17 protein-coding genes and 1 tRNA gene are annotated in these 13,219 nt (G+C 63.3%); 8 read left to right on the forward strand and 10 right to left on the reverse strand.

Annotation, left to right across the window (positions count from 1 at the left end):
• Positions 1-85: 85 nt before the first annotated feature.
• Positions 86-170 (reverse strand) — tRNA-Leu (locus AC3A4M_RS03355).
• A gap of 114 nt (positions 171-284) precedes the next feature.
• On the reverse strand, positions 285-755 hold the full coding sequence (bcp, locus tag AC3A4M_RS03360) for a thioredoxin-dependent thiol peroxidase (RefSeq protein WP_498733986.1): 471 nt from the start codon (positions 753-755) through the stop codon (positions 285-287).
• A 96-nt stretch (positions 756-851) separates the two neighbouring features.
• Between bcp and AC3A4M_RS03365 the strand changes: the two genes are divergently transcribed.
• Positions 852-1,334 (forward strand): MarR family winged helix-turn-helix transcriptional regulator, encoded by a 483-nt coding sequence (locus AC3A4M_RS03365; RefSeq protein ID WP_498732679.1) that lies wholly within the window; start codon positions 852-854, stop codon positions 1,332-1,334.
• Between the two features lie 155 nt (positions 1,335-1,489).
• Here AC3A4M_RS03365 and AC3A4M_RS03370 read toward each other — a convergent pair whose 3' ends face one another.
• Complete coding sequence (locus tag AC3A4M_RS03370) at positions 1,490-2,221, reverse strand: DUF72 domain-containing protein (RefSeq protein WP_498734094.1); 732 nt, start codon at positions 2,219-2,221, stop codon at positions 1,490-1,492.
• A 169-nt stretch (positions 2,222-2,390) separates the two neighbouring features.
• Between AC3A4M_RS03370 and AC3A4M_RS03375 the strand changes: the two genes are divergently transcribed.
• Complete coding sequence (locus AC3A4M_RS03375) at positions 2,391-2,912, forward strand: DUF8548 family protein (RefSeq protein WP_498733987.1); 522 nt, start codon at positions 2,391-2,393, stop codon at positions 2,910-2,912.
• A 218-nt stretch (positions 2,913-3,130) separates the two neighbouring features.
• A complete protein-coding gene (locus tag AC3A4M_RS03380; RefSeq protein WP_498733988.1) occupies positions 3,131-3,457 on the forward strand; it encodes a hypothetical protein in 327 nt (108 codons plus the stop codon).
• Between the two features lie 90 nt (positions 3,458-3,547).
• On the opposite strand, the gene AC3A4M_RS03385 is transcribed toward AC3A4M_RS03380, so the two are convergent.
• A complete protein-coding gene (locus AC3A4M_RS03385; protein WP_498733989.1) occupies positions 3,548-3,724 on the reverse strand; it encodes a hypothetical protein in 177 nt (58 codons plus the stop codon).
• A gap of 431 nt (positions 3,725-4,155) precedes the next feature.
• On the opposite strand from AC3A4M_RS03385, the gene AC3A4M_RS03390 reads away from it, so the two are divergent.
• Positions 4,156-5,529, forward strand: coding sequence for an FAD-binding oxidoreductase (locus tag AC3A4M_RS03390; protein WP_498733990.1), 1,374 nt, complete (start codon positions 4,156-4,158; stop codon positions 5,527-5,529).
• 408 nt (positions 5,530-5,937) lie between these two features.
• On the opposite strand, the gene AC3A4M_RS03395 is transcribed toward AC3A4M_RS03390, so the two are convergent.
• The 3 genes from AC3A4M_RS03395 to AC3A4M_RS03405 form a co-directional block, all read right to left on the reverse strand.
• Complete coding sequence (locus tag AC3A4M_RS03395) at positions 5,938-6,189, reverse strand: hypothetical protein (protein ID WP_498733991.1); 252 nt, start codon at positions 6,187-6,189, stop codon at positions 5,938-5,940.
• Between the two features lie 569 nt (positions 6,190-6,758).
• Positions 6,759-6,995: a GIY-YIG nuclease family protein gene (locus AC3A4M_RS03400; RefSeq protein ID WP_498733992.1), complete on the reverse strand. Its 237-nt coding sequence runs from the start codon at positions 6,993-6,995 to the stop codon at positions 6,759-6,761.
• A 326-nt stretch (positions 6,996-7,321) separates the two neighbouring features.
• Positions 7,322-7,948: a hypothetical protein gene (locus AC3A4M_RS03405; RefSeq protein WP_498733993.1), complete on the reverse strand. Its 627-nt coding sequence runs from the start codon at positions 7,946-7,948 to the stop codon at positions 7,322-7,324.
• Between the two features lie 127 nt (positions 7,949-8,075).
• Here AC3A4M_RS03405 and AC3A4M_RS03410 point away from each other — a divergent pair, with 127 nt between their 5' ends.
• Both AC3A4M_RS03410 and AC3A4M_RS03415 read left to right on the forward strand, forming a co-directional pair.
• Entirely contained in the window at positions 8,076-8,261 is a 186-nt protein-coding gene (locus AC3A4M_RS03410) for a hypothetical protein (RefSeq protein WP_498733994.1), read from the forward strand.
• Positions 8,262-8,780: 519 nt separating this feature from the next.
• Positions 8,781-9,035: a LuxR C-terminal-related transcriptional regulator gene (locus AC3A4M_RS03415; protein WP_498733995.1), complete on the forward strand. Its 255-nt coding sequence runs from the start codon at positions 8,781-8,783 to the stop codon at positions 9,033-9,035.
• 39 nt (positions 9,036-9,074) lie between these two features.
• Here the strand turns inward: AC3A4M_RS03415 and AC3A4M_RS03420 are convergent, their stop codons facing one another.
• Entirely contained in the window at positions 9,075-9,491 is a 417-nt protein-coding gene (locus tag AC3A4M_RS03420) for a hypothetical protein (protein WP_498733996.1), read from the reverse strand.
• Between the two features lie 280 nt (positions 9,492-9,771).
• Between AC3A4M_RS03420 and AC3A4M_RS03425 the strand changes: the two genes are divergently transcribed.
• On the forward strand, positions 9,772-10,017 hold the full coding sequence (locus tag AC3A4M_RS03425; RefSeq protein ID WP_498733997.1) for a hypothetical protein: 246 nt from the start codon (positions 9,772-9,774) through the stop codon (positions 10,015-10,017).
• A gap of 423 nt (positions 10,018-10,440) precedes the next feature.
• Positions 10,441-12,024, forward strand: a complete 1,584-nt coding sequence (locus AC3A4M_RS03430; RefSeq protein WP_498733998.1) for a nitrilase-related carbon-nitrogen hydrolase — start codon at positions 10,441-10,443, stop codon at positions 12,022-12,024.
• Between the two features lie 81 nt (positions 12,025-12,105).
• Here AC3A4M_RS03430 and AC3A4M_RS03435 read toward each other — a convergent pair whose 3' ends face one another.
• Positions 12,106-12,321 (reverse strand): hypothetical protein, encoded by a 216-nt coding sequence (locus AC3A4M_RS03435; RefSeq protein ID WP_498733999.1) that lies wholly within the window; start codon positions 12,319-12,321, stop codon positions 12,106-12,108.
• Positions 12,322-12,372: 51 nt separating this feature from the next.
• A complete protein-coding gene (locus AC3A4M_RS03440; protein ID WP_498734000.1) occupies positions 12,373-13,200 on the reverse strand; it encodes an alpha/beta fold hydrolase in 828 nt (275 codons plus the stop codon).
• Positions 13,201-13,219: the final 19 nt, after the last annotated feature.

A 13,219-nucleotide genomic window follows, 5' to 3' on the forward strand; every position in this document is an offset into this window, starting at 1 on the left:
GGGTGCCGGCAAAGCGAACGACGACGCCGGGTCGCAGCTTGAACCACGAAACGGTTCCCGTCAGAACGGGAACCGTTTCTTCATCTGGTGCGCAAGGCGGGACTTGAACCCGCACGTCCGAAGACACTGGAACCTAAATCCAGCGCGTCTGCCAATTTCGCCACTCGCGCAGTGCTGTGCGGTGTAGCCGCAAGCCAGCATCAATTGTACCTGCTCCCGGCATCCGGCTTGTGCAGGTTGGTCACATACCACTGAAGCCGGACGCCGGGGTCATGCGATCCGGGTTAGTCGAGCCCAAGGTCCCGGCGCAGTTTGGCTACGTGTCCCGTAGCCCGAACGTTGTACTGCGCCACCGAGACCCTGCCCTCGGGGTCCACCACAATAGTGGAGCGGATCAGCCCCTCATAGGTCTTCCCGTAGTTCTTCTTTTCACCCCAGGCGCCGTAGGACTCGGCAACGGAATGGTCTTCGTCAGAGAGCAGCGGGAAGTTCAGTTCTTCCTTTTCCGCGAACTTCACGAGTTTCGGCAGCGGATCGGGGGAGATGCCGACCACGTCGTAACCGGCTCCCTGCAGAGACGCGATGTTGTCGCGGAAATCGCAGGCTTCCTTGGTGCAGCCCGGCGTGGACGCCGCAGGGTAAAAATAGACGACGACGTTGCGGCCGCGGAAATCAGCCAGGGAGACATTGCTCCCGGTGGAATCCTGCAATGTAAAAGCGGGGGCGTCGTCGCCTGAGGTCAATCGTTCGGCCATTCCGGCAGCTCCTTTGTAGGTTCGTGCGTCGCACCCAGCTTAGCCAATTCTGCACATGGGCCCTCAAGAGAGAAGCAGGCTGGCTATAATCGGATAATGCCGGATTTAAACAACTGGCCGACGCCACGGTTGCTGTCAACTGCCGCGCGATTGGTCGAGCATGCTTGGAATGAAAAGCTCGCCTCCCTGGGCCTGACCCACGCGGGGGTCATCGCGCTGGAAGTCCTGGACGGTGAAGGGCCCCTGGCGCAGGCCCAACTGGCCGCCAAAGTCCGGGTGCAGGCGCAGACGATGGGGAAGACGCTGTCCAGGCTGGAGGCGCACGGGCACATTACCCGCGTTCGCAACCAAGCTGACAGGCGGTCGCAGCAGGTAGCTGTTTCCGAACTGGGCCAGACGGCGCTTCAACAGGCTCGGGAGCTTGAACGGAACCTGACTCCCGGCGGAGAAATTGGAGTTGAGGAACTGCGGGACCGGCTGGCGGCCGTGATCCGACGGCTTGGTTCCACGCGATGGGGCGGGGATTTGCCGGACACCATGCCGATGGCGGCTGACGAGCGTCTGCCCGACAAGAGTTAACGCGCCAGGCTAGTTGTAGCTTGCAGGATTTTTCGAGGCGGGAACGCACCGAGCCGGACAGGTTCCGGCCGCGGGGCGTTCCCGTTTTCTCAGCCGCACTCGGCCCGACGAAGGGCTTCGCATCATGACGATTCGCCGGGATTGCCCACATCGTCTCAGTCTTGGCCGAGGAAGTGGCGCAGCGTGGCTGCGTTGCGGACGGCGTGCCCGTGGCCGTCGTTGTTAAAGTACACGAAGACGTCCTTCCCGTCGGCTTCCCATTCGCGGATTCTGTCCGCCCACCAGCCTAGGTCCTGATCGGAGTAGGACCCGGCATAGAGATGGTTGTGGTCGGGGCCGTGCAAGCGCACGTAGACGAAAGGCGCCGTGGCTTCCATGACGCACGGCAGGTTGGCACCACTCATGATGCAGTAAGCGGCGCCGTGGCGTGCCAGCAGCGCGTATACGTCCGGGTGGTGCCAGCTGGGGTGCCGGAACTCGACAGTGACCCGGATCCATTCCGGTAGCCGGTCCAGAAAGTAGCCGAGCCGGGCATCGTCTCGTTCCATGCCCGGCGGCAGCTGCACCAGCAGGACGGCGCGCTTGTCGGCCAGTTCGTGCCAGGAGGACATGAGCCGCTGAATCCAAAGCTCCGGCGCATAGAGCTTCTTGGCGTGGGTGAGCCCACGGGGTGCCTTGACCGAAAGGGCGAATCCATTGGGTAGCCGCCGGCGCCAACCGGCGAACGTGCCATCGCGCGGCCAACGGTAGAAGCTGGCGTTCAGCTCAACGGTGTCGAACCGGCGCACGTAATGGCCCAGCCGGTCCCCGGATAAGGTGCCGCCCGGGTACAGGACGTGGTCCCAGTGGGCATAGCTCCAACCGGAGGTGCCGATCCGGATGCTCAGTCGCTGCCACCTCCGCTGCGCGTCACATTTTTCGGAGTCTTCACGCTCTTCACACGGTGAGCTTACTGTGCCGCTCGATCCACCTTGTGCCAGCCTTCGCCTGCCTGCGGGTCGGAGGCCCTGATGACGGGGGAGTAACGGTCCTTCGCCACAATCGAGTACGTGGCAGATGGCCGGGGGAACGACGGCCGCGCTGCAGCGGCAGCGGCACCACGAGCGGGTTGTCCTGCCGGCGGCACGCAGGGTGAAGGCAGTTTGGCCGGACGCTGAAACCACGTCGGGGCTGCGGAAGCGGCTGAAAGAGCACGACCTCGCAGAGGTGATCAAGTACGACGAGCAGGCGCGCACCCTGCAGGTCGACGAGATGGCCGCTGTACTGGAGCTCCACGGGGTTGAAACGGTCGGCGACTTCGGCGAGGCGCTTGAAGACAGGGATCGCGGACCGGTGCTGCGGAAGGACCTGGACCGGGTGAGGAACGTCGGCCCCAAGACGCTGGACTACCTGGAGATCATCGTGGGCATCTCATCGGTGGCGGTGGACAGCCGCCTGGCCCGGGTCACCAAGGGTGCCGGTATCGAGCGGACGGATTATGACCACCTTGCTGCCGTCATCCGCGCTGCGGCGGCCGAACGCGGCTGGCGTCCCGGTGATCTTGATGCCGCTCCTTGGCGGGTGGGGGAGCGGCAGTAGGAGCTACTGCCGGTAGAGCTCGAAGAGGTGAGTGGCCTGCTCGTCCATGCCCAAAGGCAGTGCCGGGTGCTTGCGCGGGCGTGGCTCTGCCGAACCACGCCGATTGTACGGCTGGTTCCTGCGGCTCCCACTATGGGCAGAGTTATTGTGCGGACCCGCCATCCTTCATACGCTTGTCAGCGGCCGCAGCGCCGCGGTCAGCGAAGGAAAGGTTTGGAATGAGCGACAAGCTCAAAGTGCTCATACAAGTCGACTTGAAATGCAAGTCGGCACGCATCGAAGTCATCGGTTTGGTGAACGCCGGAAATGTTCAGGCTCTTTTCATTCTCGCCAAGCGCGCCAGCTCCATCATCCCTAGCCTGGAGGTTGTCCTAGACCTCGGCGGCTCACGCGTGACACCGGAGGCTCTGGAGCAGCTTACGCGAGGCTCGGCGTCCTGCCACCTGCCTCAGTCCGTAGGAGCAAAGCAGGCCGGCTGCAGACTTGTCGTAGTCCCACCCATGGAAGTTGCCCATCCCTCGGGGTCAAGCCAGGCCGCCGCGTAGCGGATCCATAGCTGCGGTTGGGCGGCCCCGGTCTACGGGAAGCCGAGCGGGAAATGGTGCCGAAAATTCAAATCGGCCGTCCAGATATGATCACTGCCTGTAAAGCTCGAAGAAATGCGTAGCCTGCTCGTCCATGCCCAGGTAATTGAAGGCGGTGCCGAGGAGTCCGTTGAGGAAGCTGCCGTCGAGGACGCCGGCGCTCTCAAGCATTGGCACCGCCATGGAGGCGACCAGCAGCCAGAGGGCGAGCATCAGGCCTAGCTTCATGCTCTCCGTGAGATCAGCCTATGCCGTCGAGCACTGCGGTGACCGTGGCGAACGCCGACAGGATGTGGCTGTGGACGTATTGGCCGGCCCAGACAACGGCACCGCTGAGGCGGCGGTGAGGGCGGAGTAGGTGACGGCGTTTCCCATGAACGCCGTGTGTACGGCGCCGATCTTGACTTTCCCCTGACTGCAGTCACGAGGCCCAGTTCTCGGGCCAGTCTTCGGACTGTGGAGTCCACGGCGAAGTGCAGCTCCTGTACTACGCACCTCCCCTGGCAGCCATCCGCCAAACAGTGCCCCGGCGAGTATGCCTTTCCTGTCCTTCTTGACAGCCCGGAGATAGGGCGTACGCTCGATCCACCAACAGTAAGCATGGCCGTGCAGGGCGCCTGCTGATAGCAGCCGCTCCGCTTCGTGAAAGGTGCGTGCCCGTGGCTATCCAGACCCCTTCACCTTCGCTCGATCCCGCCGCCCTGAACGACTTAAGTACGGCACTTGCTGGCCCCATGCTTCGTCCTGGTGAAAGCAGCTACGACGATGCCCGGAAAGTCTTCAACGCCATGATCGATAGGCGTCCGGCCGTGATCGTACGCCCCGTTGACGCCGACGACGTCCGCCGTGCGGTGGTCTTTGCCCGTGAAAACCATATCCCCGTCTCCGTTAAGGGCGGCGGTCACAACGTAGCGGGAAGCGCCGTCGGAGCCGGTGGCCTCATGCTGGATTGCTCGAGCATGAGGGCAGCCAGAATTGATCCAGTTCGGCAAGTTGCGCAGGTCGAGGCTGGCGCGCTTCTGGCCGACCTCGACGGAGCGACACAGGTGTACGGCTTGGCTACGCCGCTGGGAGTTGTCTCGGTAACGGGCGTCGGCGGACTAACCCTCGGCGGTGGCATCGGTTGGCTCAGCGGCAGGCACGGCCTCGCCTGTGACAACTTGATTTCCGCCGAGATCGTGACCTCGGAAGGCGACCTTTTGACGGCAAGCCCTGACGAGCACGCAGACCTGTACTGGGCGATCCGTGGAGGAGGCGGCAACTTCGGAGTGGTTACCGCGTTCACATACCGCCTGCATCCCGTCGGAAGGGTCCTAGCCGGCGCAATCTCGTTTCCGGCCGAAGGGACCAGGGAGGTCCTGCAGTTCTATCCCGGGTTCGCTGCCTCTTGCCCAGATGACCTCTCGATGTCAGCCAGTCTGTCGCTTGACGGCTTGGGTCGCCCCATTTTCGGTGTTGCTGTTTGCTGGTGCGGCATCGGCGACGATGTTGATGCGGCATTGGCGCCGTTGCGCGAATTCGGTCCAGTATCTGATGAGGTGGCTTCGATGGATTATGACGTGTGGCAAAGAGCCCACGATTGGGGCTTTCCACCTGGCCAGTACCACTATTGGAAATCTAGCTTTATCACCGATCTTCCCGAAGACGCCCTTGACGTCATGCTCCACTACGCAGCTGAATTGCCGTCACCGGATACTGGCATCGGGATGCAGCAAGTGCACGGGGCGGCCGCTCGGGTGTCGCCCGATGCCACGGCGTTCCGGCATCGCCGGCCTCAGAACGAATTGCTCATCCTGTCTCAATGGAGTGACCCGTCCGGGACCGAGCAGAATGTCTCCTGGACCCGCAACTTCTTCCAGTCGATGCAGCCGTTCGCGGCAGGCGGGGTTTATGTCAACGACCTGGGCGAAGAAGGGCAGGATCGGGTGAGGGCCGCATATGGGGAGAACTATGACCGACTGGCGGCAATTAAGGCTTCCTACGACCCAACAAACCTCTTTCGGTCCAATCAGAACATTCTGCCGAAGCCGTAGAAAATCAACCCAGCTGAGCGCTGTGCATCGGAAACCGCTTGGCTGCTGAGCCACGACGAAGGACAACTCCTGGGAGACCCGGATTCAACAGGAGCTCTTTGTCGCAGCCTCCGCCGCCGCCACCGCCGTCTGAGGGAGGAGGATGATCCGGCATCCGAGTACGCGTCGTCGGTCATGAAGCCTGAGGCCAGGAAGGTCGGCGCCACTGCGCATGCGAAGGCATCGCTATGCTAGATGGGCCCGCCGTCCAGTCGTCTGTCGGTAGCTGCTTTTCTTTCGCTTGGCCATGGACGAGCATGGATACGATGACGGCTGCGAAAACGCCGCCCAAAGAAATTGTGAGGATCGCGGTGACGGATGATTCCATGGCAGCCACTATGCCGTAACGCACAAGTCAGGGGTACTTATTTACATCCGGTCCAGGCAATCCCGAGCGCTGAGCTTACTATGCGCCGCCGCCCCGCCAGAGTCACCGCCGGAGCTGCCGCTTGAGTCGACATGCCCGCCAAACGGGCCCATGGTGTGGGCACCTGGGGAGGACCAGTCCGAACGTTGCCAGGGCTGGACGTGCGTGGCCGGCCGGCGGTCAGCACGGGTGGACAGCACCAGCCAAACTATGGCGGCCACTACGAGGACGATCATGACGATGGCGAATCCCATGTTGAACTCCTGTCGTTGACCTCAGCGTAGGGAGAATCCATGCGGCGGACAATAGGGGGGGAGACGTCCAGCAGGATGCTCCCTCACTGAACGCAGTCCTGGATCCGGGGGGGGGCTGGTTCATTTTTTAGGCCAGGTAACTTTCTTCCCATCAGTTCCAGGAACGAGGTGAATTCCTCCACGCCCAGCTCATCGCGGGTGACAGCACTGGCTGCGCCGTCCCGCCTTGACCACATGAACGGCGCCCCGGTCTCAGGTTTTACTGAATAGATCGTCATATCCATGCCGGCGAGGTCCGCTATCAACGTGCCCTGAGCGGTGGCTTTGTCTGCGCGATCATGTGGACTACTCCGTGCCTCCGGCTGCGCGGATTAAAGGCCGTGAGCATCTGCCCCAACGGATCAACCTCGCCGCCTGCCATCCGGTTAAGGCAAAAGCGCTGGTCGGCAGCTTTTCCGCGCGTTCTTCAGGGGCATACGGGTTGGTGCTTCGGGCAGCGTAGGTCCTGGTGGTGTCCAGGGCCCGGAGCTCGTGCACGGGGAAGATCGAGTTGTACACGTCGCCATTGATCAGCCGGTCGACGGTTTACTGCCGACCCAATGCTGCTTGATCCGCTTGCCGACGTTGTTCGACTGACCGATATAGAACTGCTTGTACTTGTCGAAGACCATCACGTATGCGCCCTCAACGTCGTCCCAATCGGGCAGCGACTCGACGGGCTTGAACGTCCGACCCTTGGTCAGGACATGCTCCAACGCAGCCTCGAATTCGTCCGCGTCCAGGGACTCGAAATACCGCATGGACAAGTCGAGTTCCTCAGGGCTTTGTCGCGCTGTACCAGCAGATATGCGTCCGAGTGCCGGGTGTGCTCCTCGTCCCTATACCTCCAGGCTTCGTCCTCCCATGACTTGTCGCTGAAGTCCGCTCGATTGGGCTTTCGCTTCTGGGAACGGCTGGGGAACGTGTACAGGTCGCGGATCATTTTATGGCCGATCTGCGGTCCGCGAAGCTGCTCACCGAAGTGCTCGCCGCCCAGGCGATAAGGGCGGGCCGGATCTCGCATACATGGACTCCTTATGGACAGCGTCGACGTTGCCCGGCCTAGGCGGACAGTCCGATTGGCGGAAACGCGTCAAGGAGGCAGTACCTCATCTGAAAGCGCTCGAGGACCGGTGAAGTAGGCCATGTAGTCACCGAACTCGCCATCTAGCACCGGGATAAACCCGAAGGACTCCCAGTACAACCGCAGGGCTGCCTCGGCAGCATCATGTTCCGGGGTTCCCTCCTGTGGTCCATCATCTTTGATCCGGGGCGCAACGCGCAGGACGACGAGGGCGACGCTGCGCCCTATGGTGTCCAGTACCGCCCACAACACGTGATGACCGAGCCATTGTCCCCGGTACTCCGGTTTGATCAGCAGGCTGGCCAGGATCATCAGATCCCCGCCGAAATCCCGCATGCCGGCCTCGTCCAAAAGATCGGGGCGCAAGACCCCGAGGACCTCTCCGAACGATGCAAGCCTCCGATGGACTTTCAGAGTATTGAACAGATCAATGAGCCCGGCGTCAAGGACCGTGTAGACCAGGGCGGAACCGACGCTGTGTTCTTCCCCGTCTTCCTCGTCATCCGGAAAGACCGTGGCTCGAATGTCGACATGCCACGCCAGCGGGTAAGTCTCAGGGGACTCGTGAGGGTCAGGTACGCCCAGGTATGTCAACCGGTAGGTCAGGATCAGGTATTCAGGATCAATGTCGATCATTGTTGTCCCGTCCTGTGGAGTGCCGACTGGTGCGACCAGTCTATGAAGCTGGAGGCCGCCGGCAACCGATAAGTACCTTCTGGCCTCGAGCCAACCCATGTTCCAGAGCTTGTCCTAGTCTTGGTTCATGCAGCTGTCGGTAGTGCTCATCGTGGTCGGATTGATTCTGGGACTTCCGACCATCGCTTACCGGTACTCGCGGCCGCGCCGGCCAGGCGAACCGTTCGGACATGTGCGGACGGTTCTGCTGAGCCTGAGCTTGATCGGGCTGCTGCTCGTGATTGTGGGAGCGGCGCTTCTACTCGGCGCCTAGGCAGACTTGATTCTTGAGCAAATTCTGAGGAAAAGCAGGTGAAGGTCCAGCACCGGGGGAGCAATACTGATGCTTTGCTGCAGAAGAAGCAGGGTCACGTAAGTACGGCGCGGAAGCCGTAAGCGGGGTCGTTGCCGGGGACGGGACAGTCGCGATGAGCACTCGGGGGAATACAGCTTCGGATGTATTAGTGGTCAGCGGCCAAACAATGTTTGCGGAGCTGCTATGCGAGACCGTCGACGGTCAAGAGGATCTGAACCAGGCCGGGTTCGCCGTGACTATCGAAAGCTGTCGTGCTGTGTGCCGGGGCTGCTCTCTACGCTTCCTGACGGAGATGGACTTGATGCAGGCGAGCGGATCCTTGCTGTCGTTCCGTCGGCGAGAATCATTCTGCTGACAACGGGCCCTGCACGTGACGTCCTGTCGCGTGCCGCTGACGCAGGCGTCAGCGGGCTGCTCCCGATGAACGGACCGTTAGGCGGGTTGCTGGACGCGATCCGCCGTGCACGTCCGGGAGCAATGACCGTTCATCCTTCCCTGCTGGTGCCCGTGGTTGAGCCGGTCAGCTCAGAGCAGGTCCCCGTGCTCAACCGGCGGGAGAAGCACGTGCTGACTTTCCTGGCTGAAGGCAGCGACGTGCCGACCACGGCCAGAAAGCCCAGCATCACCCAGAACACCTGCCGGGGCTACGTGAAATCAATCCTGGCTAAGCTCGGCGCACACTCCCAGCTGCAGATCGTAGCCTCTGCCCGTCGGCTGCAGCTGCTTGCCTGACGGCCACCACAGGGTTGGCCAAGCCGTCGGGGCGCCGTGTTATAGCTTGGGTGCCTCCGCCGGTGCGATGGCGATAGCCCACTGGCCTTGTGTTTCCGTGCCCTCGACGGCAATAGTGATGTGACTGGCGGGAAGTTCCATGGTGGTTGTCACCGAGGAGCCACAGTCCGTGTTTCCGGTTCCGAGTTCACCATCCGCCGCTGTTACGGTCACGGTCATGGAGTTGGTTCCCTCGCAGGCCATCCCGATGTCGTACCAGCCTGCGTTCCCGGGCGTGAAGTCCATTCCCGCGCCGGGCCCAATGCCGCCGGCTGCGCTGAGAACTCCGGGCGCTCCCCAGCGCTTCTCGCTGAACTGCTGTTTGGCCCACTCACCCGGGTCGGGACTCGGCCCGCAGGCTGTCACAGACAGGAGCAGCGCCGCGGCCAAGGCGCCGAGCGCAGGTCGAAGAGTCATAACGGCAGCCTAGCCGACACTACTGATCCCGGACAGCTGTAAGTTCGGGAGGCTGTTCCCATGCGGAGACGGCGGTTACCCCCGTCGTGATGTTGGCTGCAACCCTCACGGGTGCTTGCCCGTTGCGTGCCCGGCCATCGGCCGGTCCAACAGCCTCACCGCTGAACTCATCATCCGACACTTCAACCTAGTGCTGGACCTGCGAGCCGGTGACTCGGATCAGCAAGCACGGTATCCGAGACCTCGGGGTTCATATTTGCCGCAAGTAGGCTGGGTGTACGTGCCAGCAAACTTCAAGAAACCCACGGGGAGCATCGTGGAGGAATCCGGAAACTACGTCGCCGGATGCGGGTCGCTTTCCCTCGTCAATGCCGGACTGGCTCAAGGCAAGGGCCGAAGCGGACTCGGGTGGTGGCTCTTGTCGTTGTTCCTGGGACCTGTCGCGACGTTCCTTATCGTCGTCCTGCCTCGTGTGGAGGCCCCGCCCGCAGTCCAGGGGCCGAGGACCGCAGGCTGGAAGAATTAGGTCCCGGTTCTATTAGCCGGTTAGGCGCAGCCTGTCCGGGAGCTTGGCCTTCCCGGCGGCGCCGACTGCCTGGCCGAGCCCGCGGCCTTGGAACTTTTCCGGTCGGGCCGGCGCCTTGTGCACGAGCTCGACGCCGGTCCGCGAAGATAACCGATTTCACCGTCCGGCCGATGCCGGCCGAAACTGCAAGCTCCGAGGGCAGCCTGTGAAGCGCCGCAGCCGGCTGCTTGACTACAGCGCCTCATCCATCGTCTCTTCTCTACTCACCTCGCGGTGGGAAACCTAGCTATTGGCAGCGGGCGATGCTGCCGCGATGATGTTCTCAAGACGGGCCGTCCGGAAGCGTCCACGGTGAAGGAGGTTCCTTGTCCCGGGAAGCTCGTGACCGTTGCGCGCCGCCGAACACCATCCCTTGGAGCTACCATGAACAAGGCCGCTGCTGAGAGCATCACGCCTCGCGTTGGCTCAAAGCGCCGCTGGCAGCGTGCACCTGGGCCCCTCCGCCGCGGACAATGGCCTTGGGTCTGGCTTGCCATCGGTACCGCACTGCTGCCCTTCGCGAACCTCCAGACCCTCATCCCGCTGACGGCCTGGCTTGCGCCCGTCTTCCTGCTGCGCTTCACCCGCGACCAGCGGCTGCTTGTGGGGTATCCGGTCCTGGTTCTGGCAATGTCAGGTGCCCTGTTCGTTGCACTGCGGAATGGCTTCTTCCCGGTTCTCGACGGGCCCGGGTACTACCTTTTCGTCGCAACACTCGGGATCGGCGGTGCGCTGCCGTTCGCCGTCGACCGCGTCCTGGCACCACGACTGGCCGGCATCCCCCGCACGTTGGTGTTCCCCGCGGCGGTGACAACCGTTGAGTTCCTGGGCACCATCGGTAACCCCTTCGGGGCCGCGGGCAGCACGGCGTACTCGCAGTATGCCGGGCTGCCGCTCCTGCAACTGGTGTCCGTCACGGGTATTTGGGGACTGACCTTTCTGGTCAGCTGGTTCGCGCCGGTGGTCAACGAGGCCTGGGAGAGAGGGCCGTCAAGCGCCGGGGCGATTTCTGCGATTGGCCTGTTCGCGGCCGTCACTGTTTCGGCGCTGCTCTTCGGCGGGGTCCGGCTGGCCTTCGGCGCGCCGGACGCGGAAACAGTCCGCGTTGCCGCGCTGGCACCCGACCGGCACCTGTCCGAGCTCGCCTACTCCGCGCCTGACCTCGCAGGGGCGAGTCCGGCGGAACGAGTCTCGATAGGGGACGAACACTTCACACCCGTGCTCGACGAGCTGTTCGACCGGTCGGAGCAAGAAGCGATCGGCGGCGCGAAGATCATCGCGTGGTCGGAGGCTGCAGCACGGACGCTGGAAGAGGACCAGGCGAACGTCGTCGCCCGGGCAGCTGACCTTGCCCGCGAACACGGTGTCTACCTGCAGGTCTCGATGATCATGCAACTTGCCGAGGATCGCCCCAATGACGGCGGCGGCCCGGAGAACGAGAACCACGCCGTCCTCCTCGACCCGAGCGGTGCAGTCGTATGGGACTACCAGAAGGCCAAGCCCACACCCGGCGACGGACACGACCCTGGCCCAGGCATCATCCCGACCGTCGACACGCCCTACGGCCGCCTGGCCACGATCATCTGCCAGGACGACTTCTTCCCCGATCTGGTCCGCCAGGCAGGAGCCGCGCAGGTCGACATCCTCCTGCTGCCCTCAAGCGACTGGGACAGCGTCGCCGAATGGCACGCGCAACAGACACCATTCCGTGCCATCGAGAACGGCGCCAGCGTCGTCCGCCCCACCCGCCAGGGCACCTCCCTGGCAACCGACTCGCAGGGACGTCTCCTAGGCTACAAACCCGACTACTTCGTCGCCGAGGAGCAGACGCTGGTGGCATCGGTGCCGGTGGAGGGCGCCAGCACCTGGTACTCGGTGGGCGGCGACGCATTTGCTTGGGCCTGTACCGCAGGCCTTCTGGTCCTCATCGCCGCAGGCTTGCGACCAAGACGGCACCGGGACCGTTGATGCGGCGGGCGGGATTGGCCCAGTCAGGAGCTCTTCGGCCCCCGAGGCGCGCCGAAATGGTCAACACCTTCGGACGCCCCCTCAGCCTGTGACTCGCAGCCGATCCGGCAATTTCGCCTTGTCGGCTGCGCCGACGTAGCGGCACTCGTACTCTCCGAAGCCAACGATGCGGCCCGCCCACACGACCGGCTGCTCGCTGATCCCGCCGTGGACAGCGACCAGTTCGTCTGCCTCGGCTCGCCGAGGCACCGTGGCACGGTCGAACACCTCCGAAACCGGCAGGTCGGACGGCGACATTGCGGGGGATTGTTGGCGTTCTGACAATAAGGAGGACACCGGGTGCTCGGTTCAGCCCGACGTCGTACCCGAGCGGAGCCTCTCGGCCTCCTGCCAGAACTCATCCACCCGCGCGTTCCATGCGTCCGGGACCTCTTGGAAGGGCTGATGCGCTTCCTCCTCCATCACTTCGAACCGGGCGCCGGGGATCTCATCGGCCACCGCCTTGCCGAGCTCAGGGCGGCTCATCCTGTCCGCGCCGCCGGCGAGCACCAGCACTGGAACCTTAATGCCATCCAGCCGACCAGCCGTCACGTGCCGCATGCAGGCGTCGGCGAAGGCGAGGAAGTCCTCTGTGCTTTGCTTGTGCGGGAACGCCATGGCGTCCTCGATGAACCGGTCGACCGTCCCGTCATTGTGGGCCCTGGCGGTGTAGACCCAAATGAAAAACCCTTCAAGGAAGTCACGCTCGCTGGGCGCCAGCTCGGCCTGCCAGTGGAAGGCTCGGATCATCGTCTTCATGAAGTCGTCCATCGCTGACCAACTGCTCTGCAGGACCAGGCTGCGGACGGCATCTGGGTGGCGCAGCGCGAGCTCCTGGGCAATGATGCTGCCGCCGGAGAACCCGGCCACATGGGCCGAGGAAACTCCCAACGAGCGCAGCACCGCGGCAGCGTCATCAGCCATCGCCTCCACGGTCGGCTGCCCCTCCGGCATGGCCGTCCGGCCCGCCCCGCGGTTGTCGAACGCCGTCATCCGGTAACGGTCCGCCAGCCCGTCCAGCTGGAACTGCCAGGACTCCACCGTGTCCCCGAGCCCGCCAACCAGCAGCACGTCGGGCCCCTCGCCGACCTGCTCCGTCCAGATCTCCAGCTCCCCGGCCTTCACATGCTGTCCCATACGACCCTCCAAGCTAGTG

Source organism: Arthrobacter sp. Soil_C_60, from assembly GCF_057656375.1.